16 protein-coding genes, 2 tRNA genes and 4 rRNA genes are annotated in these 25,857 nt (G+C 62.0%); 16 read left to right on the top strand and 6 right to left on the bottom strand.

The window, feature by feature from the left end:
- Positions 1 to 7: 7 nt before the first annotated feature.
- The 3 genes from rrf (ACSUZJ_RS23730) (at position 8) to ACSUZJ_RS23720 (ending at position 2,803) form a co-directional block, all read left to right on the top strand.
- A 5S ribosomal RNA gene (rrf, locus tag ACSUZJ_RS23730) occupies positions 8 to 120 on the top strand.
- A gap of 707 nt (positions 121 to 827) precedes the next feature.
- Positions 828 to 2,348 (top strand): aldehyde dehydrogenase, encoded by a 1,521-nt coding sequence (adh, locus tag ACSUZJ_RS23725; RefSeq protein WP_499412121.1) that lies wholly within the window; start codon positions 828 to 830, stop codon positions 2,346 to 2,348.
- A 56-nt stretch (positions 2,349 to 2,404) separates the two neighbouring features.
- On the top strand, positions 2,405 to 2,803 hold the full coding sequence (locus ACSUZJ_RS23720; RefSeq protein WP_499412120.1) for a DUF779 domain-containing protein: 399 nt from the start codon (positions 2,405 to 2,407) through the stop codon (positions 2,801 to 2,803).
- 34 nt (positions 2,804 to 2,837) lie between these two features.
- On the opposite strand, the gene ACSUZJ_RS23715 is transcribed toward ACSUZJ_RS23720, so the two are convergent.
- Entirely contained in the window at positions 2,838 to 4,769 is a 1,932-nt protein-coding gene (locus tag ACSUZJ_RS23715) for a sigma-54-dependent Fis family transcriptional regulator (protein ID WP_499412119.1), read from the bottom strand.
- A 606-nt stretch (positions 4,770 to 5,375) separates the two neighbouring features.
- Between ACSUZJ_RS23715 and ACSUZJ_RS23710 the strand changes: the two genes are divergently transcribed.
- The 10 genes from ACSUZJ_RS23710 (at position 5,376) to ACSUZJ_RS23665 (ending at position 15,808) form a co-directional block, all read left to right on the top strand.
- Positions 5,376 to 6,906, top strand: a 16S ribosomal RNA gene (locus ACSUZJ_RS23710).
- A gap of 80 nt (positions 6,907 to 6,986) precedes the next feature.
- Positions 6,987 to 7,063 (top strand) — tRNA-Ile (locus tag ACSUZJ_RS23705).
- Positions 7,064 to 7,067: 4 nt separating this feature from the next.
- Positions 7,068 to 7,143 (top strand) — tRNA-Ala (locus ACSUZJ_RS23700).
- A 243-nt stretch (positions 7,144 to 7,386) separates the two neighbouring features.
- Positions 7,387 to 10,278 (top strand): 23S ribosomal RNA (locus ACSUZJ_RS23695).
- A gap of 119 nt (positions 10,279 to 10,397) precedes the next feature.
- Positions 10,398 to 10,510: ribosomal RNA gene (rrf, locus tag ACSUZJ_RS23690) — 5S ribosomal RNA — on the top strand.
- The 16S, 23S and 5S rRNA genes sit together here with 2 tRNA genes alongside, the layout of an rRNA operon.
- Positions 10,511 to 10,801: 291 nt before the next feature.
- Positions 10,802 to 11,491 carry a response regulator transcription factor gene (locus ACSUZJ_RS23685; RefSeq protein WP_499412118.1) on the top strand — a complete coding sequence of 230 codons (690 nt, stop codon included), beginning with the start codon at positions 10,802 to 10,804 and terminating at the stop codon, positions 11,489 to 11,491.
- On the top strand, positions 11,478 to 12,728 hold the full coding sequence (locus ACSUZJ_RS23680) for a sensor histidine kinase (RefSeq protein ID WP_499412117.1): 1,251 nt from the start codon (positions 11,478 to 11,480) through the stop codon (positions 12,726 to 12,728). Before ACSUZJ_RS23685 ends, ACSUZJ_RS23680 begins: the two co-directional genes overlap by 14 nt.
- An 88-nt stretch (positions 12,729 to 12,816) precedes the next feature.
- Positions 12,817 to 14,457: a phosphoethanolamine transferase gene (locus tag ACSUZJ_RS23675; protein WP_499412115.1), complete on the top strand. Its 1,641-nt coding sequence runs from the start codon at positions 12,817 to 12,819 to the stop codon at positions 14,455 to 14,457.
- Positions 14,457 to 15,248, top strand: a complete 792-nt coding sequence (locus ACSUZJ_RS23670) for a phosphatase PAP2 family protein (RefSeq protein WP_499412114.1) — start codon at positions 14,457 to 14,459, stop codon at positions 15,246 to 15,248. The genes ACSUZJ_RS23675 and ACSUZJ_RS23670 overlap by 1 nt, the downstream gene beginning before the upstream one ends.
- A 47-nt stretch (positions 15,249 to 15,295) precedes the next feature.
- Positions 15,296 to 15,808, top strand: coding sequence for a hypothetical protein (locus tag ACSUZJ_RS23665; RefSeq protein WP_499412113.1), 513 nt, complete (start codon positions 15,296 to 15,298; stop codon positions 15,806 to 15,808).
- Between the two features lie 94 nt (positions 15,809 to 15,902).
- On the opposite strand, the gene ACSUZJ_RS23660 is transcribed toward ACSUZJ_RS23665, so the two are convergent.
- Complete coding sequence (locus tag ACSUZJ_RS23660) at positions 15,903 to 17,498, bottom strand: GDYXXLXY domain-containing protein (RefSeq protein ID WP_499412111.1); 1,596 nt, start codon at positions 17,496 to 17,498, stop codon at positions 15,903 to 15,905.
- Positions 17,495 to 18,409: a DUF2157 domain-containing protein gene (locus ACSUZJ_RS23655; RefSeq protein WP_499412110.1), complete on the bottom strand. Its 915-nt coding sequence runs from the start codon at positions 18,407 to 18,409 to the stop codon at positions 17,495 to 17,497. Before ACSUZJ_RS23655 ends, ACSUZJ_RS23660 begins: the two co-directional genes overlap by 4 nt.
- Positions 18,410 to 18,590: 181 nt before the next feature.
- Here ACSUZJ_RS23655 and ACSUZJ_RS23650 point away from each other — a divergent pair, with 181 nt between their 5' ends.
- Complete coding sequence (locus ACSUZJ_RS23650) at positions 18,591 to 18,863, top strand: hypothetical protein (protein WP_499412109.1); 273 nt, start codon at positions 18,591 to 18,593, stop codon at positions 18,861 to 18,863.
- Between the two features lie 27 nt (positions 18,864 to 18,890).
- Here the strand turns inward: ACSUZJ_RS23650 and ACSUZJ_RS23645 are convergent, their stop codons facing one another.
- The gene (locus ACSUZJ_RS23645) at positions 18,891 to 20,270 is read right to left on the bottom strand and encodes a DHA2 family efflux MFS transporter permease subunit (protein WP_499416653.1); all 1,380 of its coding nucleotides are present in this window, start codon (positions 20,268 to 20,270) and stop codon (positions 18,891 to 18,893) included.
- Positions 20,271 to 20,443: 173 nt separating this feature from the next.
- Positions 20,444 to 21,001: an acyloxyacyl hydrolase gene (locus tag ACSUZJ_RS23640; protein ID WP_499412107.1), complete on the bottom strand. Its 558-nt coding sequence runs from the start codon at positions 20,999 to 21,001 to the stop codon at positions 20,444 to 20,446.
- Between the two features lie 107 nt (positions 21,002 to 21,108).
- Between ACSUZJ_RS23640 and ACSUZJ_RS23635 the strand changes: the two genes are divergently transcribed.
- A complete protein-coding gene (locus ACSUZJ_RS23635; RefSeq protein ID WP_499412106.1) occupies positions 21,109 to 22,008 on the top strand; it encodes an NAD(P)-dependent oxidoreductase in 900 nt (299 codons plus the stop codon).
- Positions 22,009 to 22,383: 375 nt separating this feature from the next.
- Here ACSUZJ_RS23635 and ACSUZJ_RS23630 read toward each other — a convergent pair whose 3' ends face one another.
- The gene (locus ACSUZJ_RS23630) at positions 22,384 to 23,577 is read right to left on the bottom strand and encodes a M20 aminoacylase family protein (protein ID WP_499412104.1); all 1,194 of its coding nucleotides are present in this window, start codon (positions 23,575 to 23,577) and stop codon (positions 22,384 to 22,386) included.
- A 171-nt stretch (positions 23,578 to 23,748) separates the two neighbouring features.
- Here ACSUZJ_RS23630 and ACSUZJ_RS23625 point away from each other — a divergent pair, with 171 nt between their 5' ends.
- On the top strand, positions 23,749 to 25,854 hold the full coding sequence (locus ACSUZJ_RS23625; RefSeq protein WP_499412103.1) for a molybdopterin-containing oxidoreductase family protein: 2,106 nt from the start codon (positions 23,749 to 23,751) through the stop codon (positions 25,852 to 25,854).
- Positions 25,855 to 25,857 lie beyond the last annotated feature (3 nt).

Genomic DNA, 25,857 nt, shown 5'->3' with positions numbered 1-25,857 from the left:
AGTCATGCCTGATGACCATAGCAAGTCGGTCCCACCCCTTCCCATCCCGAACAGGACCGTGAAACGACTTTGCGCCGATGATAGTGCTGCAACCAGTGTGAAAGTAGGTTATCGTCAGGCTAGTTATAGGAAAAACCCCACCGAGTGATCTCGGTGGGGTTTTTTGTTTTGAGCTGTCGTTTTCGGCTGCCCGTTTCTCTCCGGGCTGCAAGCCGATCAACCGGTGAGACCGCGTGGACAGTAGGGCCGGCTACATGCCGGCACGACGAATGTCCACCCTACGAAAGCAAAAAGGGAGCGTCAACGCTCCCTTTTCTTTTACGTGCTCATCTTGCTTCATCGCCGTTGTTTGACAGCTGTTATTCCGGCAGCCTGCGTGTCTCCATCTCCTCATTACGGCTGGGCAAACACTTGTCACCGTCATGTTTCCCCCCGATTAAAGAAACCTCGGGTGAACAAGTGCCGCCCAGTCCGAACGTGTTCGTGCACAGCGATGCCATGCGCTTGCTCACGTACGACACCGCGATAACGCAGCGGTTCCATGTCTTCGACCTTTCTCTGCGCTTGCTCGCATGGTTGCGTAAACGGGCACTTGGCGCAGGCAAGGTGGCGGGTCCTCCGATCCCAAGGCCAAACCAATGTCACACCAGGTGTTCCAATTAGGGACATCTGTTTCAGGCTGCGACATCGCTTTTCCCCCAGTGCCGCCGGCTTGCCCGGCAAGCGTCGCTGAAGCGGGCTGGCACGGCACTTGCAAACTGGTGATGTGCTCGCAAAAGCACGCCGGCACAGCGCCGGTCACAAATCAACCAGAGAAAGAGGACGACATGAATCTCGCGGACATCAGCAAACTCGGCGTCGCCAATCCCTTCCGCCAGCGCTACGACAATTACATCGGCGGCCGCTTCGTCCCGCCGGTCAAGGGCGAATATTTTGCCAACGTGACTCCCGTTACCGGCCAGCCCTTCTGCGAGGTGGCCCGCTCGACCGCGGAGGACATCGAGCTGGCCCTCGATGCGGCGCACGCCGCCAAGGACGCGTGGGGCAAGACCTCGCCCGCGGAGCGCGCGAACATCCTGAACCGGATTGCCGACCGCATGGAGCAGAACCTGAAAATGCTGGCCACTGCCGAGACCATCGACAACGGCAAGCCGATCCGCGAAACCATGGCCGCCGACCTGCCGCTGGCCATCGACCACTTCCGCTATTTCGCCAGCTGCATCCGCACCCAGGAAGGCGCGATCTCGACGATCGACAACGAGACCTATGCCTATCACTTCCACGAACCGCTCGGCGTCGTCGGCCAGATCATTCCCTGGAACTTTCCGATCCTCATGGCCGTCTGGAAGCTCGCGCCGGCCCTCGCAGCCGGCAACTGCGTTGTGTTGAAGCCGGCGGAGCAGACGCCGGCCTCGATCATGGTGCTCATCGAGCTGATCGCCGACCTGCTGCCAGAAGGCGTCGTCAATATCGTCAACGGCTACGGCCTCGAAGCCGGCAAGCCGCTCGCTTCCAACAAGCGCATCGCCAAGATCGCCTTTACCGGCGAGACCGGGACCGGCCGCCTGATCATGCAATACGCGGCGCAGAACCTGATTCCCGTCACCCTCGAGCTGGGCGGGAAGTCGCCCAACATCTTCTTCGCGGACGTAATGGATGCCGACGACGAATTCTTCGACAAGTGCCTCGAGGGTTTCGCGATGTTCGCGCTGAACCAGGGCGAAGTCTGCACCTGTCCGTCTCGCGTGCTGGTACAGGAGTCGATCTACGAGCGCTTCATCGAGCGCGCGCTCGATCGCGTGGCGAAGATCAAGGCCGGCAATCCGCTCGACGAGTCGACGATGATCGGCGCCCAGGCTTCGCAGGAGCAGCTCGAAAAGATCCTGTCCTATCTCGACATCGGTCGCCAGGAAGGCGCGCAGGTGCTCGCCGGCGGCGAGCGCGCCAGCCACGACGGCGACCTGGCCGGCGGCTACTATGTGCGCCCGACGGTGTTCAAGGGCGAGAACAGCATGCGCATCTTCCAGGAAGAGATCTTCGGACCGGTGGTCTCGGTGACCACCTTCAAGGACGAAGCCGACGCGCTGCGCATCGCCAACGACACGCTGTACGGGTTGGGCGCCGGTCTGTGGACGCGCGACGGCAGCCGCGCCTTCCGCGTCGGCCGCGCAATCCAGGCCGGACGGGTGTGGACCAACTGCTACCACCTGTATCCCGCGCACGCGGCCTTCGGCGGCTACAAGCAATCGGGCATCGGGCGCGAGAACCACAAGATGATGCTCGACCACTACCAGCAGACCAAGAACCTCCTGGTGAGCTACAGCCCGAAGGCACTGGGCTTCTTCTAAGCTTGACCTGAGGCTGGGAGGCGCCCGGGCGGCGCCTCCTGTTCAAGGAGCATGGGATGACGAACACCGTCGAACGCGTGACCGCGACGCCGGCCGCGCTCGCCTTCATTGGCGAACTGCGCGCGCGCCACGGACCGCTGATGTTTTTCCAGTCGGGCGGCTGCTGCGACGGCAGCGCACCGATGTGCTGGGCGATGGGCGAATTCAACCTGGGCGACAACGATGTCTGCCTGGGCGAACTGGACGGCTCCCCTTTCTATATCGGAAGCGAGCAATTCGCCTACTGGGAGCATACCCAGTTGATCATCGACGTCGTCGCCGGCAACGGCGGGATGTTTTCGCTCGATAACGGTACCGGACGACGCTTCCTGACGCGCTCGCGCCTGTTCAGCGACGAGGAATGGGCACTCCTGGAAGCGCAACCGCCACGGCGTCACGGCGATATGGTCGCCTGAGTGTCGCCGCGCGGCAGCGGGGCTATGGCGTCGATCAGCGCGTGCAGTGCTTCAGGTGTGGCAGCTTGCGGTAGAGCGTATTGCGAGATATGCCCAAGGCCCGCGCTGTCGCCGCGACGTTCCCGTCGTTGGCCGCGAGCGCCTGCAGCATCGCTGCCTTCTCGACTTCGCCGAGCTTGAGACCTGCCGCGCCCGCCGGGGAGGCAATGGAGTCGGGAGACATAGCGTCGGCCATATCGAGCTCGTCGATGAAATCGTCGGGCAAATGTTCGAAGCCGATTTCCGGTGCGCCGCCGGCCATGATCGCCGCGGTACGCAGCACACTGGCGAGCTGCCGCAGATTGCCGGGCCAGCGATGTCGCCGGAACAGCCGCATGACCTCGTCGGCAATGCGGTAATCTGCGGCCTTCGCTTCGGCCGCAAGGAGTTGATGCGCCACGGTCTCGAGGTCGGTGCGATCGCGCAGCGGCGGCAGTTTGACGACCAGGCCGTTGAGCCGGTAGTAGAGATCCTCGCGGAACAGGCCGGCCGCAATGCGCCGGCGCAGGTCCTGGTTCGTCGCGCAGACGAGTTGCAGATCCACCGGCACGCTCCGGCCTCCGCCAAGCGGAGTGACCACCCTTTCCTGCAACACGCGCAGCAGGCGCGCCTGGAGCGGCATCGGCATGTCGCCAATTTCGTCGAGGAAGAGGGTGCCGCCGTGCGCCTGCTGGATGCGCCCGGCCGCGCCTTTCCGGCGCGCGCCCGTAAATGCGCCTTCCTCGTAGCCGAACAGTTCGGACTCGATCAGGGCTTCCGGAATCGCCGCGCAGTTGACGGCGACAAAAGGCGCAGTTGCGCGCGGCGAATCGGCATGGATGGCGCGGGCCAGCAATTCCTTGCCGGTGCCGGTCTCTCCCGTGATAAGGATCGGCACGTCGCGGCCCAGCACCTTGCTCACTTTGTCGAGCGCGCGGGCGAGTGCCGGGTCCCCGGTGTCCAGTTGCCGCAGGCGTGAGGAGCGATCGGGCGCCGGCTTGACTTGCTGTCGCACCATCAATGCGGCCTCTGTAGACAGCAGGTGCGCGCCGCGTGCCAGCTTCAACTCGGCGCGCCCGCGGACACGCACACCGTTGTGCATGCACAGGTCAAGCAAGCCGGGTGCGGCCGCACGATAGTGGTCGTACAGTGCCGACAGGGGCAGGTCGAACAGCGAGCTGAAGCTGTGCGCCTGCAGGGCATTGGCCGACAAGCCGAGCTGGAATTGTGCGGCGCGGTTGGCCGCCAAAAAGCGTCCTCCCGGCGTGAACGAAGCAATCCCCTCCATCAGCGTGCCGATGAATTCCGGACGCGCATGGAAGTGCAGGGTGATCGCGTCCTCGAAGGCCGCAGAAAATAATTGGTTCTCGACCATCAAGGCCGACATGCGCACCAGGGCCATGGTGTGCTGGTGGAAGCTGCGCCGGTCGCCGCTCACGTCGAGTACGCCCACTACCTGCCCGCGATGGTCGAGAATCGGCGCGGCCGAACAAGTCAGGAAATGGTTTGCCGCCAGGTAGTGCTGGTCTGCGTGCACCGTGGCCGGCGCCTGTTCGGCAATCGTTGTGCCTATCGCATTGGTTCCTTTGCTCGCTTCGGACCAGGTCACGCCCGGCGTCAACGCGACACGGTTGGCCTTCTCGAGGAAGTCGGCGTCGCCCAGCGCATGCACGATGACGCCTTGGGCATCGGTCAGCAGGACCATATGATGGGTGTCGACGATCTGCTGGTACAGCGTTTCCATGACCGGCAAGGCATGGTTGTAGAGCAGACGGTTGCCGTCGAGTAGCGAGGACAGTTCGGCGCGGCAAAGCGGGCTGAAATCCGGACGGCTGTCAGGATGCAAGCCATATTGCTCGGAGCGGCGATGCGAAGTGGTGATCATCGCCGCCAGGTCCGGCAGGCGGGCCGAGGCATCGCGCAAGGGCGCAGTATGGCAATACGTCATCCATGTCTCCTGGTTGGCCCTGTGTCGCGGCTCTGTGTGATGGAAGTCGACTGCTGACTAATGTAGCACCGCCCGTGAGGCAGGACAAACATTCGATGAGCGGAAAGGGCGCGCCGTGGCCGGGGCCAGCCGGTCACGGCGCTGCTGAGCTTGTTGCACCCGCGCCGCACATTCAGGAAACAGGCCCTTGCGCGACCAAGCGCCGGTTTGCTATAGTTCTGTTCCTGCTTCTGCAGTGCAAGAAAAGTTCAGCGAAATCAAGTAGTTGAACCGTATGTGTTGATAACACCTCTGGCGCTGAAGAAAAAGAGGGGTTGACGAAGCAAGCGAAACACTGCATAATCTCACTTCTCTGCTGCTGACGAACAAAACGATTCGCAAGCGCAGCAAGGTAGTACAGAACAACGGTTCTTTAACAATTAACAGTCGATAAGTGTGGGCGTTTGATGAAGGTGCCAGCTGACTTGTTCAGCTGATTACTTAAAATATCAAATGTTCGCACAAAGTATTAAACGTTGTCTCAGCAATGGGATGACGGTCAGTATTTTGAGTGAGCGACTCCGCTAGCGATAGCGGATGACTCGAAAGAGTCAACAAACAGAGATTGAACTGAAGAGTTTGATCCTGGCTCAGATTGAACGCTGGCGGCATGCTTTACACATGCAAGTCGAACGGCAGCACGGGCTTCGGCCTGGTGGCGAGTGGCGAACGGGTGAGTAATACATCGGAACGTACCCAGAAGTGGGGGATAACGTAGCGAAAGTTACGCTAATACCGCATACGTTCTACGGAAGAAAGTGGGGGATCGCAAGACCTCATGCTTTTGGAGCGGCCGATGTCTGATTAGCTAGTTGGTGAGGTAAAGGCTCACCAAGGCGACGATCAGTAGCTGGTCTGAGAGGACGACCAGCCACACTGGAACTGAGACACGGTCCAGACTCCTACGGGAGGCAGCAGTGGGGAATTTTGGACAATGGGCGCAAGCCTGATCCAGCAATGCCGCGTGAGTGAAGAAGGCCTTCGGGTTGTAAAGCTCTTTTGTCAGGGAAGAAACGGTAGGAGCTAATATCTCTTGCTAATGACGGTACCTGAAGAATAAGCACCGGCTAACTACGTGCCAGCAGCCGCGGTAATACGTAGGGTGCAAGCGTTAATCGGAATTACTGGGCGTAAAGCGTGCGCAGGCGGTTTTGTAAGTCTGACGTGAAATCCCCGGGCTCAACCTGGGAATTGCGTTGGAGACTGCAAGGCTGGAGTCTGGCAGAGGGGGGTAGAATTCCACGTGTAGCAGTGAAATGCGTAGAGATGTGGAGGAACACCGATGGCGAAGGCAGCCCCCTGGGTCAAGACTGACGCTCATGCACGAAAGCGTGGGGAGCAAACAGGATTAGATACCCTGGTAGTCCACGCCCTAAACGATGTCTACTAGTTGTCGGGTTTTAATTAACTTGGTAACGCAGCTAACGCGTGAAGTAGACCGCCTGGGGAGTACGGTCGCAAGATTAAAACTCAAAGGAATTGACGGGGACCCGCACAAGCGGTGGATGATGTGGATTAATTCGATGCAACGCGAAAAACCTTACCTACCCTTGACATGTCAGGAATCCTCGAGAGATCGGGGAGTGCCCGAAAGGGAACCTGAACACAGGTGCTGCATGGCTGTCGTCAGCTCGTGTCGTGAGATGTTGGGTTAAGTCCCGCAACGAGCGCAACCCTTGTCATTAGTTGCTACGCAAGAGCACTCTAATGAGACTGCCGGTGACAAACCGGAGGAAGGTGGGGATGACGTCAAGTCCTCATGGCCCTTATGGGTAGGGCTTCACACGTCATACAATGGTACATACAGAGGGCCGCCAACCCGCGAGGGGGAGCTAATCCCAGAAAGTGTATCGTAGTCCGGATCGCAGTCTGCAACTCGACTGCGTGAAGTTGGAATCGCTAGTAATCGCGGATCAGCATGCCGCGGTGAATACGTTCCCGGGTCTTGTACACACCGCCCGTCACACCATGGGAGCGGGTTTTACCAGAAGTAGGTAGCTTAACCGCAAGGAGGGCGCTTACCACGGTAGGATTCGTGACTGGGGTGAAGTCGTAACAAGGTAGCCGTATCGGAAGGTGCGGCTGGATCACCTCCTTTCTAGAGTAGCACCGGAGACGAAAGTCTCGGCATCAAGCGCCTACGCTTATCGACTGTTGAATAAATAACGAGAACAGTTTGGGTCTGTAGCTCAGTCGGTTAGAGCACCGTGTTGATAACGCGGGGGTCGTTGGTTCGAATCCAACCAGACCCACCACATAGGGGGATTAGCTCAGCTGGGAGAGCACCTGCTTTGCAAGCAGGGGGTCGTCGGTTCGATCCCGTCATCCTCCACCACTTTCTTGAGAATACAAACGTAAGCGGCGCAACGGCGTGTGTTTAGGTTTGATCTTTTCGAGATCACTGTTTTTTCGTTCTTTAACAATCTGGAAGAAGTAAAGTTTTTTTAAGCGTGTAAGCGAATCAGAAATGATGAGCGAGCACACTTAGGGTAGTAATCAAAGTATCAACAAACATGCAATAACGCTGTACTCTTGATCCTGTAGCGTTCCCTGTTGTCAGCAGGGGCTAACGTTATAGGGACAAGCGAATAAGTGCACATGGTGGATGCCTTGGCGATTACAGGCGATGAAGGACGTAGTAGCTTGCGATAAGCTGCGGGGAGTGAGCAAACACACTTTGATCCGCAGATTTCCGAATGGGGAAACCCGGCCCTTTGGGTCATTGCATGCTGAATACATAGGCATGCAAAGCGAACGCGGCGAACTGAAACATCTAAGTAGCTGCAGGAAAAGAAATCAACCGAGATTCCCAAAGTAGTGGCGAGCGAAATGGGAAGAGCCTGTACGTGATAGTCGATCGGATAGTGGAACAGATTGGAAACTCTGGCCATAGCGGGTGATAGCCCCGTACACGAAATCCGGACGGTGGTACTAAGCGTACGACAAGTAGGGCGGGACACGAGAAATCCTGTCTGAACATGGGGGGACCATCCTCCAAGGCTAAATACTCGTAATCGACCGATAGTGAACCAGTACCGTGAGGGAAAGGCGAAAAGAACCCCGGGAGGGGAGTGAAATAGATCCTGAAACCGTGTGCATACAAACAGTCGGAGCGGACTTGATCCGTGACGGCGTACCTTTTGTATAATGGGTCAGCGACTTACATTCAGTGGCGAGGTTAACCGAATAGGGGAGCCGTAGAGAAATCGAGTCCGAACAGGGCGACAGTCGCTGGGTGTAGACCCGAAACCAGGTGATCTACCCATGGCCAGGATGAAGGTGCGGTAACACGCCCTGGAGGTCCGAACCCACTAATGTTGAAAAATTAGGGGATGAGCTGTGGGTAGGGGTGAAAGGCTAAACAAACCTGGAAATAGCTGGTTCTCTCCGAAAACTATTTAGGTAGTGCCTCAAGTATCACCATCGGGGGTAGAGCACTGTTATGGCTAGGGGGTCATTGCGACTTACCAAACCATTGCAAACTCCGAATACCGATGAGTGCGAGCTTGGGAGACAGACGTCGGGTGCTAACGTCCGGCGTCAAGAGGGAAACAACCCAGACCGCCAGCTAAGGTCCCAAAGATTGGCTAAGTGGAAAACGAAGTGGGAAGGCTAAAACAGTCAGGATGTTGGCTTAGAAGCAGCCACCATTTAAAGAAAGCGTAATAGCTCACTGATCGAGTCGTCCTGCGCGGAAGATGTAACGGGGCTAAGCCAGTCACCGAAGCTGCGGATATATTTCTCGTGATTTATCACTTGATCTATATGGTAGGAGAGCGTTCTGTAAGCCTGCGAAGGTGTCTTGTAAAGGATGCTGGAGGTATCAGAAGTGCGAATGCTGACATGAGTAGCGATAATGCGGGTGAAAAGCCCGCACGCCGTAAGCCCAAGGTTTCCTGTTCAACGTTCATCGGAGCAGGGTGAGTCGGCCCCTAAGGCGAGGCAGAGATGCGTAGCTGATGGGAAGCAGGTTAATATTCCTGCACCGTCGTATGATGCGATGGGGGGACGGATCGCGGAAGGTTGTCCAGCTGTTGGAATAGCTGGTTCTTGACTCATAGAAGGCGCTTAGGCAAATCCGGGCGCGGAATTCAAGGGGTCGAGACGGGTGGCCATGCGCCACGAAGCAATCGGAAGTGGTTCCAAGAAAAGCCTCTAAGCTTCAGTCATACGAGACCGTACCGCAAACCGACACAGGTGGGCGAGATGAGTATTCTAAGGCGCTTGAGAGAACTCGGGAGAAGGAACTCGGCAAATTGGTACCGTAACTTCGGGAAAAGGTACGCCCCGGTAGCTTGATCACTTTACTGTGTGAGGGCGAAAGGGTTGCAATAAACTGGTGGCTGCGACTGTTTAATAAAAACACAGCACTCTGCAAACACGAAAGTGGACGTATAGGGTGTGACGCCTGCCCGGTGCTGGAAGATTAAATGATGGGGTGCAAGCTCTTGATTGAAGTCCCAGTAAACGGCGGCCGTAACTATAACGGTCCTAAGGTAGCGAAATTCCTTGTCGGGTAAGTTCCGACCTGCACGAATGGCGTAACGATGGCCACACTGTCTCCTCCCGAGACTCAGCGAAGTTGAAATGTTTGTGATGATGCAATCTACCCGCGGCTAGACGGAAAGACCCCATGAACCTTTACTGTAGCTTTGCATTGGACTTTGAACCAATCTGTGTAGGATAGGTGGGAGGCTTTGAAGCGGGGACGCCAGTTCCCGTGGAGCCATCCTTGAAATACCACCCTGGTTTGTTTGAGGTTCTAACCTTGGTCCGTTATCCGGATCGGGGACAGTGCATGGTAGGCAGTTTGACTGGGGCGGTCTCCTCCTAAAGTGTAACGGAGGAGTTCGAAGGTACGCTAGGTACGGTCGGACATCGTGCTAATAGTGCAATGGCATAAGCGTGCTTAACTGCGAGACCGACAAGTCGAGCAGGTACGAAAGTAGGACATAGTGATCCGGTGGTTCTGTATGGAAGGGCCATCGCTCAACGGATAAAAGGTACTCTGGGGATAACAGGCTGATTCCTCCCAAGAGTTCATATCGACGGGGGAGTTTGGCACCTCGATGTCGGCTCATCACATCCTGGGGCTGTAGCCGGTCCCAAGGGTATGGCTGTTCGCCATTTAAAGTGGTACGTGAGCTGGGTTTAAAACGTCGTGAGACAGTTTGGTCCCTATCTGCCGTGGGCGTTGGAAATTTGAAGGGGGCTGCTCCTAGTACGAGAGGACCGGAGTGGACGAACCTCTGGTGTACCGGTTGTCACGCCAGTGGCATTGCCGGGTAGCTAAGTTCGGAAGAGATAACCGCTGAAAGCATCTAAGCGGGAAACTTGCCTTGAGATGAGATTTCCCGGAGCCTTGAGCTCCTTGAAGGGTCGTTCGAGACCAGGACGTTGATAGGCTGGGTGTGGAAGTGCAGTAATGCATTAAGCTAACCAGTACTAATTGCCCGTACGGCTTGTCCCTATAACCTTAGCAGGTATAGGTCAGGATACAGCGCTGTTTGTTGATACAGTCGCTACCCAATACTTCTTCCAGATTCAGAGTGGCGCTCACATGAGTGAGCGAAACTCGTACAAGTCATGCCTGATGACCATAGCAAGTCGGTCCCACCCCTTCCCATCCCGAACAGGACCGTGAAACGACTTTGCGCCGATGATAGTGCTGCAACCAGTGTGAAAGTAGGTTATCGTCAGGCTAGTTAATTAGCAGTAAGCAAAAAACCCCGTCGAGTCGATACTCGGCGGGGTTTTTTGCGTTTGCACGCTCAGTTTTCGTCGTTTTCCTTTCTCTTCCGGCATCGGGCATGTCGACCGGTGAGACAGCGTGGACACAGGTGCCTACGCCGGCCGCGCCCACCCTACATGGCTTCAAGCCGCAGACATATCGGCCGGTGAGACCGCGTGGGCTCGAGAGCCCATCCTAGAAAACCAGGGTGTGGCCGAAGGGCGGTTCAGCAGCCTGCGAACGCAAGCCGTACAATAAGCCCATGCGTATCCTCATCGTCGAAGACCATCCCGATATCCTCGCCAACCTGTATGGCTTCCTGGAGCCGAAAGGCCATGTGCTCGACTCCGCGCGCAATGGTTATGCGGGGCTGGCACTGGCCTCGGAAAACGACTACGACGTGATCGTGCTCGACATCGGCCTGCCCGGGCTGAACGGTATCGAGCTGTGCCAGAAGCTGCGCGGGGATTTGGCTATCCGCACGCCGGTGCTGATGCTGACCGCGCGCGATAGCCTGAGCGACAAGGTAGCCGGTTTCGACAGCGGCGCCGACGACTACCTGGTCAAACCCTTCTCCCTGGTCGAGCTCGACATCCGCCTGAAGGCCCTGGTGCGGCGCTCGGAGGGCATGCAGGCCGTCAGCCACAAGCTGCGCTTCGGCGACCTGGAATTCGATCCCGATACCCAGGAGGCGACGCGCCAGGGCGTACGGATCGCATTGACCAAGACCGGCTACACGCTCTTGCGCGCCCTGATGTCGGCGGCGCCGCGCATCGTGCCGCGCGAAACGCTCGAGCATGCGCTCTGGGGCGAGGACCGTCCCGACAGCGACGCGCTGCGCACCCACATCCACGCGTTGCGCCAGGCCATCGACAAACCTTTCGACCACGCCATGCTGCGCACTGTCGCCGGCGTCGGTTACCGTCTCGTGCTGCCCGATGCTGCCGTCTGAATCCCTGCACCGGCGCATCGTCGTCGCCCTGGTCTCGTTCGGCGTCGTACTGTCGCTGTTCATTGCCGGCGTCGCGGCCCTCGCGGTCGAGGGCATCGAGGTGCACCTGGTCGACAACCGGCTCGCCGAAGCGGCGCGCTGGGCGTCGCCGCGCGAGGCGGCCGGTCTGCCCACCGAGATGCCGGCCGGCCTGCGCTTCCATCGCGGCAGCGACATTCCACAGTCGCTGCGCAACCTGCCCCGGGGCGTGTCCGAGGTCGACGTCGACGGCGTCGGGCTGCATGTGCTGACCGGCGCCGACGCGGCCGGGCCGTATGTGATGGTCGACCACGAAAGCGACTACGAGAAGGTCGAGCTGGTCGTGTATTCGATGTTCGCCGCGGCACTTCTCGGCATTGTCTTGCTGGCCGCGCTGCTGGGCCGCTTCCTGGCCAAGCGCATCGTCAACCCGATCAGCGAACTGGCCGATGCCGTCACGCAGGGCCAGGCGGCGCTGCCGCTCACCGGGCGCGCCGACGAACTCGGCATTCTCGCGCGCGCCCTGCAGGCGCATACGGCCGAACTGCGCGCCTTTCTCGACCGCGAACGCTTTTTTACGGGCGACGTCAGCCATGAGCTGCGCAGCCCGCTCACCGTGATCATGGGCGCCGCCGAGATCCTGATGACGAATGCCGGCAGCGAGGCCACGCGCGCGCCGGCCGAACGCATCTACCGCGCGGCGCACGAGGCCGCCGAGTGCGTGACGGTCCTGCTGCTGCTCGCGCGTGCGCCCGAGCTCGGCCGCTTGCCGCCGGTCCAGGTCGATGCGATCGCCGCGCGCGAGGCCGAGCGCTACCGCGCCCTGGTCGCGCACAAGCCGGTCGCGCTGCATTACCAGGACGGCCCGCCGTTCGCCGTGCAGGCGCCAGGCGAGCTGTGCGCCGCGGCGATCGGGAACCTGGTGCGCAATGCCTGCCAGTACACCGAGCAGGGCGAAGTCAGCGTGACGCTGGGCGAGCGCCGCGTGATCGTCGAGGACACCGGACCGGGCCTGCCGCCTGCCGTGCGCGCCACCCTGCGCCAGCCGGGCGCCGCGCCGAACGGCGTGCCTTCGACGGGCTCCGCGGGCACCGGACTCGGCTTGTCGCTCGTGTACCGCATCTGCGAATACCTCGGCGCCACGCTCCTGCACGAGGACCGCGCCGGCGGCGGCAGCCGCTTCACCATCGTTTTTCCGCGCGATTTCACGCAATCTTAACGCCGCGCTGACCAGCGCCTGACGCCGTGTTTCCTATCCTTGAACACTGGTGGCCGATCCCGGCCATCCGGTTCTCACGGATACGAGTTTGGACAAGTTCTTCGCACGGCGCATCAGCGCACCCCTCCTTACCCTGGCGGTCGCGACCTTGCTCGCCACCGCCAGCAACATCAAATTCTGGTCGACCCTGACCGCCGCCGCGGGCGGCCTGTCGCTCGCGCGCCTGCCGCTGCTGATCGGCGCCTTCCTCATCGTGGTCCTGTTCTTCAACGCCTGCCTGACGCTGGCGAGTTTCCGCTACGTCGCCAAGCCGGTGCTGATCCTGCTCGTGCTGACCGCCTCGGCCGCCAGCTACTTCATCGCCGCCTACGGCATCGTGATCGACCGCGCGATGATCCAGAACGTGTTCGAAACCGACGTCAGCGAGGCGGCGGAACTGTTCAGCTGGAACCTCGTGCTGACGGTCAGCGTGCTCGGGCTGCTGCCTTCGTACTTCATCGCGCGCGCCCGGGTCCATTTTCCGCAAGGCGTGCGCGGCCTGCTCGCCAGGGCGGGGATCGCCGGCGGCTCGCTGCTGCTGGCCGGCCTGCTCCTGATGATTTTCTTTAAAAGCCTGGCGCCGGCCCTGCGCGAGCACCGCGAACTGCGCCTGCTGCTGACGCCGACCAATACCATCCAGGCCATGCATAGCTACCTGCGCAGCAAGTGGAGCACGCCGGTCGTGGTGGCGCCGCTGGGGCGCGACGCCATGAAGGGCGCGGCCTGGCACGGCCAGACGCGCCGCACGGTGACCGTGATCGTGGTCGGCGAGACCGCGCGCGCCATGAATTTTTCGCTCAACGGCTACCGGCGCGACACCAACCCGCTGCTGGCACGCCAGGAGGGGCTGATCAATTTTTCCAACGTATCGTCCTGCGGTACGGCGACCGCCGTCTCGGTTCCCTGCGTCTTCTCGGCGTTTGGACGCGAGAATTATTCCGAGGCCAAGGCCAGCAGCCAGGAAGGCTTGCTCGACGTGTTGTCCCATGCCGGCTTCAGTGTTTTGTGGCGCGACAATAATTCCGGCTGCAAGGGCGTGTGCGCCCGTGTCGCCTACGAGGACCTGTCGAAGGCGGGAACCAACAGCCGCTTCTGCGAAGGCGGCGAATGCCACGATGAACGCCTGCTTGATGGCTTGCCCGAATTGATCCGGAACAGCAGCAAGGACCTCGTCATCGTGCTGCACCAGAAGGGCAGCCACGGTCCGGCCTATGCCAAGCGCTACCCGAAGGGCTTCGGCCGCTTTAGCCCGGTGTGCGATTCGAACGAGTTCGAGAAGTGTTCGCCCGATTCCATCGTCGCCGCCTACGACAACACGATCCTGTACACCGATTATTTCCTCAGCAAGACGATCGATTTGCTGCGCGCCACCGCGGCAAACGAAGGCGTCGATACGGCGATGCTGTATTTCTCGGATCACGGCGAGTCGCTCGGCGAAAACAACCTCTACCTGCACGGCGCGCCCTACATGTTCGCGCCGGCCGAACAGACCAGGGTACCGATGATGCTGTGGATGTCGGACCACTTCAGCGAGCGCTTCCGTATCGACCGCAACTGCCTGATGGCGCGCCGCGCACAGCCGCTGTCGCACGACAACGTGTTCCATTCGGTGCTGGGCCTGCTCGACGTGAACACCGCCGTGCTCAATCCCAAGCTCGACCTGTTCCATTCCTGCATGCGGAGCAACTGATGCGCGCGCTTCCAACACGGGCCGCGCCGGTCCTGATCGGGGCGCGGCAGGCCTGGCGCGTCGCCGCCGTGCTGCTCGTTACTGCCGGCTTCATCGTCTGGCTGGGCCGCTGCACCGACATCGACCTGATGCTGGCCGACGCCCTCTACGATCCGGGCATACACGCCTTTCCCTGGCGGCATGCCTGGCTGACCGACACCTTCAATCATGTGATCCTGAAGGGCCTGCTGAGCGCGGCCGCAGCCGGCGTCATCCTGGCGGCCCTGCTCGACGCCTGGCGCGCGCGCAGAATGCGCGACACGCATGAGCCGCACAATCTGCTGGCGCGCCTGCGCCTGCGCGTGGTCGCGCTGTCGGCGCTGCTGGTGCCGCTCGTGATCAGCGCGCTGAAGCAGACCAGCATCGCGCATTGTCCCTGGGACCTGGCCCGCTACGGCGGCACCGAGCCCTACCTGCGCCTGTTCGACGCCCTGCCGTTCGGCGTGCCGCCCGGCCACTGCCTGCCGGCGGGACATGCGTCGAGCGCCTTGTGGCTGGTGTCCCTGTGCGTCTACTGGCTGCCGCTGCGTACCCGCATGGCGGGGCGCGTCGCGGCGGCGGCACTGGCCTTCGGCGGTGCGGTCGGCTGGATGCAGCAATTGCGCGGCGCTCACTTCCTGACCCATACGCTGTGGTCGACCTGGATCGCCTGCGCCATCGTGCTGGCCCTCGTTCTGGTCCTGCAGTGGCAACCGCTGCGGCGCCTGCGCCCGCTGCTCGAAGAGAGCGATACCGTCGACGAAGCCGCCTGAGGGGCTTGCCAGGCTTGCTATACTCGGCGCTTTTCCGAGGAGGCAGCGTGAAGCGTTTCGTGTTGTTGTCGTTCGCCGCACTGGCGGCAAACAGCGCCTGGGCGGCGGCCACGCCGGAGGCGGCGTCTGCGGCATTGTGGCGTGGTCTCAGCCATCCGCCGGGCGTGGCGGCCGACACCGGCGCGCTGAGCCGGCTGTTCCACCCGGATAGCGTGGTGATCGGCGCACGCTACCGTGGCGACACGCCCACGCTGTCGGTCGACAAGGGCAGCGATTTTCTTGCCCGCATGCGCCAGGCGCGCCCGACCGGCTTCCACGAATGCGAAGTCGCGCGCGAAGTGAAGCGGCACGATCGCTTCGCCACCGTCTACAGCGTGGTCGAAAGCCGCACCGATCCCAAGGCGGCAAAGGCCGATTTCGTCGGCGTGAACAGTATTCAGCTCTACCAGAGCGAGGAAGGCTGGCAGATCGTTTCGCTTTATTACCATGTCGGCAAACCCGGTGCGCCCGTGCCGCTCGGAAGTGGCCGTTCGGGCGTTTGCCTGGGGGAGCGCACCTGATTCGCTCTTGTGAGGGATGAGCGCGACGGTACGCGAACATTTCATCAGCAGCGCGGGCCGTGACACGACAAATCCTGGCCCGCGTTACTGCATGCTAGAGCTTCTCCAGCTTAGGGCCGCGTAAGCCGACCAGCAGCGCCTTGCCCTCGGCGTCGATGCGGAATTCGCCGTATCTGGCGCGACTCCAGCGTTCCGCCTCACCCTCGGCGAAATACCAGGCGTCGCTGGCAATCGTCAGGTGCCCCTTTTTTCGCACCAGTTCGATGAGCATTTCGTCTGCTGCCAGCGTCTCACCTTTGTGGATGCGCAGCAGCGTCACAATGCCGTTCGGCGCCCGCCGCACGACAAGGTTCGCGCCATCGTCAGCCGAGCGATCGACCGCCAACGGAAACGCATAATTCAATTCCATGTAGTCACCCTGCATCAACGAGCGCGGGTCCACCGGCGCCAGTTCGACAAACACGGGGGCACCCTGGCGGATCAACTCTTCCTTTTCCCAGATGGCCGCATTCGCCACGAGGAGCACGGCCATGCCCGCGCCGCCAATGAGCAGGCGCCGCCAACGCGGATCGGTAACGGGGGCGGGGTGGGGCGCCGCCGCCGGGACCTCCACCGGCATCCCGAAGCGTGCGATGGCCCCAAGCATGGCGCCGCAGGCTGCGAGCACTACCGCCTTCGTGCCCAAGGGCCAGGCCAGCTGATAGTAGAAGGCGCCGACGATCCACAGGGCTGAAGCCGCGGCCAGCACTGCGAGGTTCCTGCGCCCGTTCGCCGCGCAAACCGCGCAGACCAGCAGCACCGCACCGAGCGCGACCGAAAACCAGCACAGGCAGGCAGCCGTCAGCGCCACCGCCGCGAACCAGAGGCTGCGCAGGGCCGGCCATTGGCGCATCACCCAGGCAGCACCCAGCAACGCGCATGCCACGGAAACAAGGGAAGCGGCAGTTGCGCCGACGGCAGTACTGGTCTGGAAAGGCAGGGCATTGGACAGGGGGCCTGCGTTCAACAGGAAGGTCTTCCCGGAGCACAAGGCCAGCAGGAGCACCGTCATTGCGCCCACGCCGGCGAGTATCGATTCCATCGCGCCGGCGATTCTGGCGTTTTCAGGCCTGTGTTCGATTTGTCGCAGGATGGCAAGTCCGCCGATCCAGGCAAACGCGATCAAGTTCAGGACATGTTCGGCAGGCAGTGCCGTCAGTGTGAAATAGAAATCACGGTAGGAGACCGACAGGGTCAGCAGACTGACGAAGCTGGCGGCAAGCAGTGCGCGCAGCCAGCTTTGCGGCACCCCTGCTGCCAGCAATATCGTCAGCAACGCCATCACGCCCAGGCTCGACTGAATACTCTTGCTGTCGAAGCTTCCAAAACCAATCAGGGCCGTGCCGACGATGAGACTGGCAACGCCCAACTGCTCGACAAACAGGGACTTGCCGGCCAGGTAAAGCATGGTGAGGGCGGTAGCGAGCACCAGGACTCCCATGGCGACGAACGCCCCATCGTTCTGCGTCGAGCCCGACAGTAGTACGAGCACGACGAGTATGCAGAGCGGTATCGCGGCAAACCAGGCAGCAACTGCCGTCATGACCACGACTGCCCAGGGGCGGCCCGCGTTCTGCGATGTCGCGACGGCACTCGAGATCAAGCCTTGCGCAACAGCTTCCTGAAGAACGCTGTTCATTCGTTTGCTCATGGCGCTTCTCCCTGTTGGCGATAGCTGTGGTTCAGGAAAAGAATGCCACGCACGGCGCCGGCCAGTGCCGCCAGGGCGAGCAGGGTCAGCAGCAAAACCGCCCCGATTTCCGAGGAAGCGGACCACAGGCTCATGCCCACCTTGCTGAGCACGACAAAGATCAGGCCAAGCGCGACAGTGCTCAGCGCGACGACATCAAAAAAGGAGCGCTGCGCCAGCAGGAAACAGGCGGCCAGCAGTATCAGAAGGGGAAGGATGGCGAAGGGAGAGGCCGCCAGCCACGCCGTGGCAAGCACGACCGCCAGGTTGAAGCTGACGGGGCCGGCCCCGCTGAAGCGCTGGAGCGGCCTGCTCATCAGGCAGGCTAGTCCGGCAGCCAGCAGTGCGGTGATCGGCTCGCTATGGAACCGATAACCCCGCGACCAACTCCAGGTGGCGATGGCCGTCGACGCCACGATGACCCAGGCGGCCCAGACCACGTCCGACCGGGCGCCAAGCGCCAGCGGCAGCGCCAGGGCAGTCCATAAGGCAAACAACTGCCAGGCGTCGGCCCCGGTCTGGTAAGTCTGGCCGAAGTAGGCGAACAAGCCGCCAATCGAGAGCAAACCCAGCAGGCTAAGCGGTGCACGCGCACGAGCGAGTCGCGCCGCCCCCGCACAGGTCAGCGCCGTGAAACCCTGGAGCAAAGCAAATTGCCCGGCACGTCCAAGAGAATTCCAGTTCGCGGCGACAAAGAAAATCAGTCCCAGACCACCCAGGAGCGCAGCGATATACGCCAGAGCACGCCGAACCAGCTCCAGGGAGACGGCTGGCTTGCGATCGAGGCCGGCCAGGCGCCGCAAGCTTGCAAATGTCGCCGCATCGAGCCGGTGGCGCGCTGCGAGTTCAAGCAGGGCAAGACGGGTATGCATGATTGGTTCCTTCTTTTCAAGCGGTGAGCAACGCACGCCAGCCATTCTATGGTGACATATTGTTCATGCTTTGATGGAACCGTTTCTTAAAATGCGCCTCTCAAAATAAGTTGCTCCTTGTCATTATCCGAGGAGGTCGGGGCCACCATGATGGCGAGGTGACTTCACCATGGAGGATGTGATGCAGAACGCAACTGAACTGAGCGATAAGCTCCTGGGGCCCGTGAAAACCATCGTCGGCAAGCACGAAACTGCGATCCGGCCCTTGCTGGGTGGTAGCGACACTGCCGCGCGCGCCGCGCTGCAGAACGACGAAGCGGTGCGCAAGGTCGCCACCTTCTGCTATCCGTTGCTGCCCGGCCTGCTGCGCCTGGCGGTGAAGGAGCCTGTGTTCGTGAACTTCGTGATGAACAACCGCGAGCGCGTGCTGGCCACGCTGGTCAGCAGGGAGTGAGAAAGGCCCGCCGGCCCCGGCAAGCCTTCAGGCTTGCTGGGCCACCGGCTCGGCCTCGGCCGCCTTCTCCCGTCCGCGGCTGATGCTGTCGCCGTCCTCGCGGCGCAGGCGCCAGAAGATCACCGCCGACAGAACGGTCAAGGCCGCCAGGAAATCGAAGGCGTGGTGCAGCGCGCCGGTCACCAGCACCTGGTTGGTCTGCGGCACGCGGCCGAGGAACCAGGCGGTCACCAGGGAGCCGGCCGCCAGGCCAAAGCTCATCGACAACTGCTGGAAGGAGCTGGAGATCGTGCTGGCCATGCTCGAATCCCTGGTGTCGATGTCGGCATAGGCCAGCGTGTTCATGCTGGAGAACTGCAGCGAATTGAAGAAGCCCTGCATCAGGCTGATGCAGACGATGGCCGCCAGCGGGGTGCCGGGCCCGACCAGGCCGAAGAGGAAGATGGTGACGCCGATGCACAGGGTATTGGCCACCAGCACCTGGCGGTAGCCGAAGCGCGCCAGCACTTTCGGTGCGATCAGTTTCATTCCCATTGCCGCGGCGGCCGAGGGCATCATCAGGAGACCCGATTGCCAGGCCGGCAGGCCCAGGCCCAGCTGGTAGAGCAGCGGCAGCAGGAAGGGCAGGCCGCCGACGCCCAGGCGCGTCACGAAGCCGCCAACCACGGAAATCCGGAAGGTGCGCACTTTCAACAGCGTCAGGCGCAGCAGCGGAAACCTGATGCGGCTGGCGTGCCAGGCATAGCCGGCGAGCAGGGCCAGCGACAGCGCCAGCAGCAGCGCCATGCTCGTGCCGTTGAGGGTATGTTCGCCGAAGACTTCCAGCAGCCAGGACAGGATCGCGGTGCCGGTGCTGAACAGGATCAGCCCCGGCACGTCGAGCGGACGGCGCTCGTCGCCGTGGTAATCCGGCATGTGCCGGTACACCAGGTACATCGCGATCAGCCCGAAGGGCACGTTGATGAAGAAGATGGCGCGCCAGGACGTCCAGTGCACCATCAGGCCGCCGACGGTCGGGCCCAGCAGGGGGCCGATGAGCGCGGGAATGATGACGAAGTTCATCGCCCCCAGCAGTTCGGACTTGGGGAAGGTGCGCACGATGGCCAGGCGCCCGACCGGCATCATCATCGCCCCGCCCAGGCCCTGCAGCAGGCGGGCGAAGGTCATCATCTCGGCATTGACCGACAGGCCGCAGAGGACCGACGACAGGGTGAAGATGCCGATGGCAATGAGGAAGACGCGGCGCGTGCCGAAGCGGTCGGCCATCCAGCCGCTCACGGGAATGCCGACGGCCAGGCCCAGGATGTAGCTGGTGACGACCGACTTCAGGCTCAGCGGGGTAACCCCGAGGCTGGCCGCGATGCTCGGAATGGCGGTGTTGACAACCGTGGCGTCGAGCTGCTCCATGAACAGGGCAGTAGCGACAAGCCACGGCAGGTATTTCTTGACGGTGGAACTATCCAATCGGCCCTCATCCGGTCCGGCGCAGCGGGTGCGTGCGCTTTGCCGAATTGTCACATAAATCAGGAAACGCCGATTTCAACCGGGCGTTCCTGAACAGAACTTGGGCCTCCAGCCGCTCAGAACTGGTAGCGGGCCTGGGCCACCAGGAAGTTGACGCCGCTGTTGGGCTTCTTGATGCTGGCGTTCGAGTAGTGCTGGATCTTCAGGCCGAAGTCCCACTTGTCGCGGGTGACGTAGCCGACGCCGACGTGGTCGCCGAACTGGAAGGCGGTCGACAGGCGGTTGTCGGAATTGTTGTACAGTTCTGACATCAGGTTGGCGCCGATGCCGCCTTCGACGTACCAGCCGAGCTTGTCGTCGCGCTGGTAGCGCAGGACCGGGGTGACGCCGATCACGCCGATGTTCTGGTGCTGCCCCGGCACGTTCCGGTAGGCCGAGCCGCGCCAGTAGGCGGCGGACAGGTCCCAGTAACCGCCCAGGTGGCGGCCGTTCGAGGCGAACCACTGTTTGTCCCAGTTCGACTGGATGGCAACGCGGCCCATGCGTACCTTGGAGCCGGTGCCGGCTTCGAAGCTGACCGAGTCGACCCAGCCATTGTCTGCCGCGAATGCCTGGCCGGCGCTCATCAGGGCAAGCACTGCGAGGGCGCTGCCGATTTTTTTGATAGAGACCATAATTGCTTTCATGAATATGCGCCAGTCCACGCTGGCGAATGCTGAATATTGTACTGGCACGAACAAAAGCGCGTCGCCAGCCCCCTGAAAAATTGTCAAGGAGCCGCATGAATCATTTAACGATCGCATTCCTGGGTATCGGCCTGATGGGACAACCCATGGCCGCCCGCCTGGCCGACGCCGGCTTTGCGCTGCATGCATGGAACCGTACCACGGCCAAGGCGCGCACGATTGCCGAGCATGGCGCGCTCGCCTGCGATTCGGTTGAGCAGGCGGTGCGAGGCGCCGCGATTGTCGTTTCGATGCTGGAAGCCGGACCGGCGGTCGACGAAACGATCACCGCGGCGCTGCCGGCGATGGCGCCGGGAACGCTCTGGATCGACATGAGCTCGACCCGTCACGACGAGGCCCTGGCCTTCCACGCGCGCCTGGAAGCGCAGGGCATGCGCTTTCTCGACGCGCCGGTCTCGGGCGGCGTGCCGGGGGCGCAAGGCGGTACGCTGGCGATCATGGCCGGCGGCAGCTTGCGCGATTTCGAATTCGCCCTGCCGCTGTTCGCCGTGCTGGGCAGTGCGCGGCTGGTCGGGCCGGCCGGCAGTGGGCAGGTGGCGAAGTTGTGCAACCAGCTGATCGTGGGCGCGACGATCAATGTCGTGGCCGAGGCCCTGCTGCTGGCCCAGGCCGCCGGCGCCGACCCCGCTGCAGTGCGCGAGGCGATCCGCGGCGGTTTCGCGGGCAGCCGCATCCTCGAGCTGCACGGGCAGCGCATGCTGGACCGGAATTTCGTGCCCGGCGGGCAGGTGAAGAGCCAGCTGAAGGACATGCGCAACGTCCTGGCAGCAGCAGCCGAGGCCGGACTGGCGCTGCCGCTGACCTCGGCGGCGACACGCAGCTACGAGGCGATCGAGGCCGAGCTGGGCGGAGCCGACCATTCCGCGGCGCTGCTGGCGCTGGAGCGGATCAATCCGGGCATCAGGCTGGGGGAGGGGGAGGATCGCTTGCCGTGAGTGGCATGGCGTGATGAATCGTTCATGTTACGCACCGGGAGCGGATGAAGGATATTGTCGGGTGCGCCTCGGTACGACCGCATGGGCTCGAGAGCCCACCCTACAAAGGCGGCGAATCGTAGGGTGGGCTCTTGAGCCCACGCCGTCTCACCGGTTGCAATGCGGCGAAGCCAGCCGCAGTCATTAGCGCAGAGCGATGAATGGTTCGCGTTACACGGCCGGCGCCAGCGAGAGAGACTTCAGGGTGCGCATAGGGACGACAGCGTGGGCTCGAGAGCCCACCCTACAAAAGCGGCGAATCGTAGGGTGGGCACCTGTGCCCACGCGGTCTCACCGGTTGAAAAGCGGCGAAATGATTGAAACCGGCGCGGCAAATTACGCCACCGGCAAACTCATCTCCACCAGCCGCGCCCAGAAGCTGGCCCCGATCGGCAGCAACTGATCGTTGAAATCATACGACCCATTGTGCAGCTGGCAAGGCCCCAAACCGTGGCCGCCGGCGCGGTGCTCGCCGTCGCCGTTGCCGATGAAGACATAGCAGCCCGGCTTGGCCTGTAGCATGAAGGCGAAATCCTCGGCGCCCATGGTCGGCTCGACCGCGGTGTTGACGTTCTGCTCGCCGACCACCGCGCGCATTGCCTCGACCGCGAAGGCGGTCTGCCCGGGATGATTGATCAGCGGCGGATAATTGCGCTTGAAGCCGAAGTCGACGCTGGCGTTGAAACCGGCCGCCACGCCTTTGGCAATCTCCTCCATGCGCCGTTCGATCAGGTCGAGCACCTCGGTCGAGAAGGTGCGCACGGTGCCGATGAGGACCGCCTCGTCGGGAATCACGTTGGTGGCGCTGCCGGCGTGGATTTGCGTGATCGACAGCACCGCCGTCTCCAGCGGATTCTTTTCACGCGAAATGATCGTCTGCCAGCTCTGGGCGATCTGCACCGCCACCATCACCGGGTCGATGCCGCGGTGCGGCTGGGCGGCATGCGCCCCTTTCCCTTTCACGACGACGCGGAACTCGTTACTGGAAGCCATCATCGGACCCGGGATCACGCCGAAGGTCCCGGCGGGCAGGCCCGGCCAGTTGTGCATGCCGTACACGGCGTCCATCGGGAACTGCTCGAACAGGCCGTCCTCGATCATCTTGCGCGCGCCGGCGCCGCCTTCCTCGGCGGGTTGGAAAATCAGGTACACGGTCCCGTCGAAGTTGCGGTGACGCGACAAATAGTGGGCTGCGCCCAACAGCATCGCGGTATGACCGTCGTGGCCGCATGCATGCATCTTGCCGGGGTGGCGCGACGCATGGTCAAATGTGTTGAGCTCCTGCATGGGCAGTGCGTCCATGTCGGCGCGCAGGCCGATCGCGCGGTTCGAGGTGCCGTTCCTGATGATGCCGACGACGCCGGTCACGCCGAGTCCGCGCACCACGGGAATGCCCCATTCGGTCAGGCGCGCGGCAACCACGTCGGACGTGCGCTGTTCTTCGTAGCACAGCTCCGGATGGGCGTGAATGTCGCGCCGGATTTGCTCCAGTTCGGTCTGGAAAGCGAGGATAGGTTCTACCAGTCTCATCTTGTTCTCCCTAGCAGCATGCAATCAATGCAAGTGTCGGAACTATTGTAGCCCTTGTCACCATGTGAAATCCAGCCCGGCCGGAAGCCGCCGGGCCGGTCCGCAACGAAGCCAGCCGGAATCGGATAAAGTATTGGTTTCTCGACGTTTTTTTCCTGGAACTGATTCAGAATGAGCATCACCCAAGTCCGCGCCGCCTGCCCCCACGATTGCCCCGATACCTGCGCCCTGCTCGTCACCGTCGAGGATGGCGTGGCGACCGAAGTGCGCGGCGACCCGGAGCATCCGACCACCGCCGGCGTGCTGTGCACCAAGGTGTCGCGCTACGTCGAGCGCACCTATTCGCCGGACCGCCTGCTGCACCCGATGCGCCGCGTTGGGAAGAAGGGTGAAGGAAAGTTCGAACAGATCAGCTGGGACGAAGCGTTCGACGAGATCGCGTCGCGACTCGGCGAGATCGCTTCTCGTAATCCGCAGGCCATCCTGCCGTACAGCTATTGCGGCACCATGGGCCTGGTGCAGGGCGAGGCCATGGCCATGCGCTTCTTCAACAAGCTGGGCGCCTCGCTGCTCGACCGCACCATCTGCGCCACCGCCGGCTTCACCGGCTACAAGTACACCATCGGCGGCTCGATCGGCACCGACATGGAGCAGTTCCAGGACGCCAGGGTCATCATCATCTGGGGCGGCAACCCGATCGCCTCGAACCTGCATTTCTGGATGCGCGCCCAGGAAGCCAAGCGCCGCGGCGCGAAACTGATCGCGATCGATCCCTACCGCTCGCTGACGGCCGAGAAGTGCCACCAGCACATCGCCCTCCTGCCGGGCACCGACGCCGCGCTGGCGCTGGGCCTGATGCATGTGCTCATCAAGGAAGACCTGCTCGACCACGAGTACATCGCCGATTACACGCTGGGCTTCGAGGAGCTGAAGGAACGCGCGCTGGAATGGACGCCCGAGCGCACCGCCGAGACCTGCGGCATCACGGCCCAGGAAGTCGTGGACCTGGCGCGCCTGTACGGCGAAACCGCGAAGCGCGGCGAGCCGGTGGCGATCCGCTGCAACTACGGCGTGCAGCGGGCAAAGGGCGGCGGCATGGCCGTGCGTAACATGAGCTGCCTGCCGGCCCTGGTCGGCGCCTGGCGCCACGCGGCCGGCGGCATCCAGCTGTCGACCTCGGGCTCCTTCCCGGCCAACCGCGTGGGCCTGCAGCGTCCCGACCTGCTGGCCGGTCGCAAGCCGCGCACCATCAACATGACCACCATCGGCGACGACCTGCTGAAGGATGCCTCGCCGGAATTCGGCCCGAAAGTGGAGGCCGTGATCGTCTACAACGCCAACCCGCTGGCGATCGCGCCGGACTCGCGCAAGGTGCAGCAGGGCTTCGAACGCGAAGACCTGTTCACGGTCGTGCTGGAACACTTCCGCACCGACAGCGCCGACTATGCCGACATCCTGCTGCCGGCCACGACCCAGCTCGAGCACGTCGACGCCCACTTGGCCTATGGTCACCTATACATGCTGGCGAATAACGCCGCGATCGCGCCGCTGGGCGAAGCCAGGCCGAACACGGAAATCTTCCGCCTGCTGGCCGCGCGCATGGGTTTCGATGACCCCTGTTTCCAGGAGTCCGACGAGCAGCTGGCGGCCCAGGCGTTCGACAAGACCCACGAGCGGGCGATCCACTTCGACTGGGAGTCGCTCAAGCGCAAAGGATGGCAAAAGCTGAACATGCCGGACGCGCCGTTCGCCGAGGGCGGCTTCCCGACCCCGTCCGGCAAATGCGAGTTTTATTCGAGCGCGATGGCGGCCGACGGACTCGATCCACTGCCGGCCTATATCGCACCGTATGAATCCGTGGCGTCGAACCCGACGCTTGCGAAGAAATATCCGCTGGCGATGATTTCTCCGCCGGCACGGAACTTCCTGAACTCAACCTTTGTCAATGTACAGAGCTTGCGTGCAACTGAGGGCGAGCCGCACCTCGACATCCACCCGAATGATGCCGCTCCGCGCGGTATCGCCCACGGTGACATGGCACGTATTTTCAACGACCGCGGCTCTTTCGTTGCCAAGGCGCGCGTGACCGAAAAAGCGCGACCGGGCCTCGTGGTGGGCTTGTCGATCTGGTGGAAGAAGCTGGCCAGCGACGGCAAGAACGCCAATGAAGTTACCAGCCAGCGCCTGACCGACATGGGCAGGGCGCCCACTTTCTACGACACCCTGGTGCAGGTCGAAAAGGCCGCGCCTCCGCACGGACATGAAACTACGCTCTAGACT

Origin of the sequence: Telluria sp. B2, assembly GCF_051789535.1 — a bacterium.
Lineage (GTDB): Bacteria > Pseudomonadota > Gammaproteobacteria > Burkholderiales > Burkholderiaceae_D > Telluria.
The sequence above is the reverse complement of the archived record's forward strand: the minus strand, read 5'-3'. Positions and strand labels throughout refer to the sequence as shown.

Coding starts and splice junctions, on each gene's coding strand:
- ACSUZJ_RS23670 (WP_499412114.1), top strand. CDS start 14,457: ATGCGCGCGCTTCCAACACGGGCCGCGCCGGTCCTGATCGGGGCGCGG.
- ACSUZJ_RS23635 (WP_499412106.1), top strand. CDS start 21,109: ATGAATCATTTAACGATCGCATTCCTGGGTATCGGCCTGATGGGACAA.
- ACSUZJ_RS23715 (WP_499412119.1), bottom strand. CDS start 4,769: ATGACGTATTGCCATACTGCGCCCTTGCGCGATGCCTCGGCCCGCCTG.
- ACSUZJ_RS23630 (WP_499412104.1), bottom strand. CDS start 23,577: ATGAGACTGGTAGAACCTATCCTCGCTTTCCAGACCGAACTGGAGCAA.
- ACSUZJ_RS23720 (WP_499412120.1), top strand. CDS start 2,405: ATGACGAACACCGTCGAACGCGTGACCGCGACGCCGGCCGCGCTCGCC.
- ACSUZJ_RS23650 (WP_499412109.1), top strand. CDS start 18,591: ATGCAGAACGCAACTGAACTGAGCGATAAGCTCCTGGGGCCCGTGAAA.
- adh (WP_499412121.1), top strand. CDS start 828: ATGAATCTCGCGGACATCAGCAAACTCGGCGTCGCCAATCCCTTCCGC.
- ACSUZJ_RS23660 (WP_499412111.1), bottom strand. CDS start 17,498: ATGAGCAAACGAATGAACAGCGTTCTTCAGGAAGCTGTTGCGCAAGGC.
- ACSUZJ_RS23645 (WP_499416653.1), bottom strand. CDS start 20,270: ATGGAGCAGCTCGACGCCACGGTTGTCAACACCGCCATTCCGAGCATC.
- ACSUZJ_RS23655 (WP_499412110.1), bottom strand. CDS start 18,409: ATGCATACCCGTCTTGCCCTGCTTGAACTCGCAGCGCGCCACCGGCTC.
- ACSUZJ_RS23680 (WP_499412117.1), top strand. CDS start 11,478: ATGCTGCCGTCTGAATCCCTGCACCGGCGCATCGTCGTCGCCCTGGTC.
- ACSUZJ_RS23685 (WP_499412118.1), top strand. CDS start 10,802: ATGCGTATCCTCATCGTCGAAGACCATCCCGATATCCTCGCCAACCTG.
- ACSUZJ_RS23625 (WP_499412103.1), top strand. CDS start 23,749: ATGAGCATCACCCAAGTCCGCGCCGCCTGCCCCCACGATTGCCCCGAT.
- ACSUZJ_RS23640 (WP_499412107.1), bottom strand. CDS start 21,001: ATGGTCTCTATCAAAAAAATCGGCAGCGCCCTCGCAGTGCTTGCCCTG.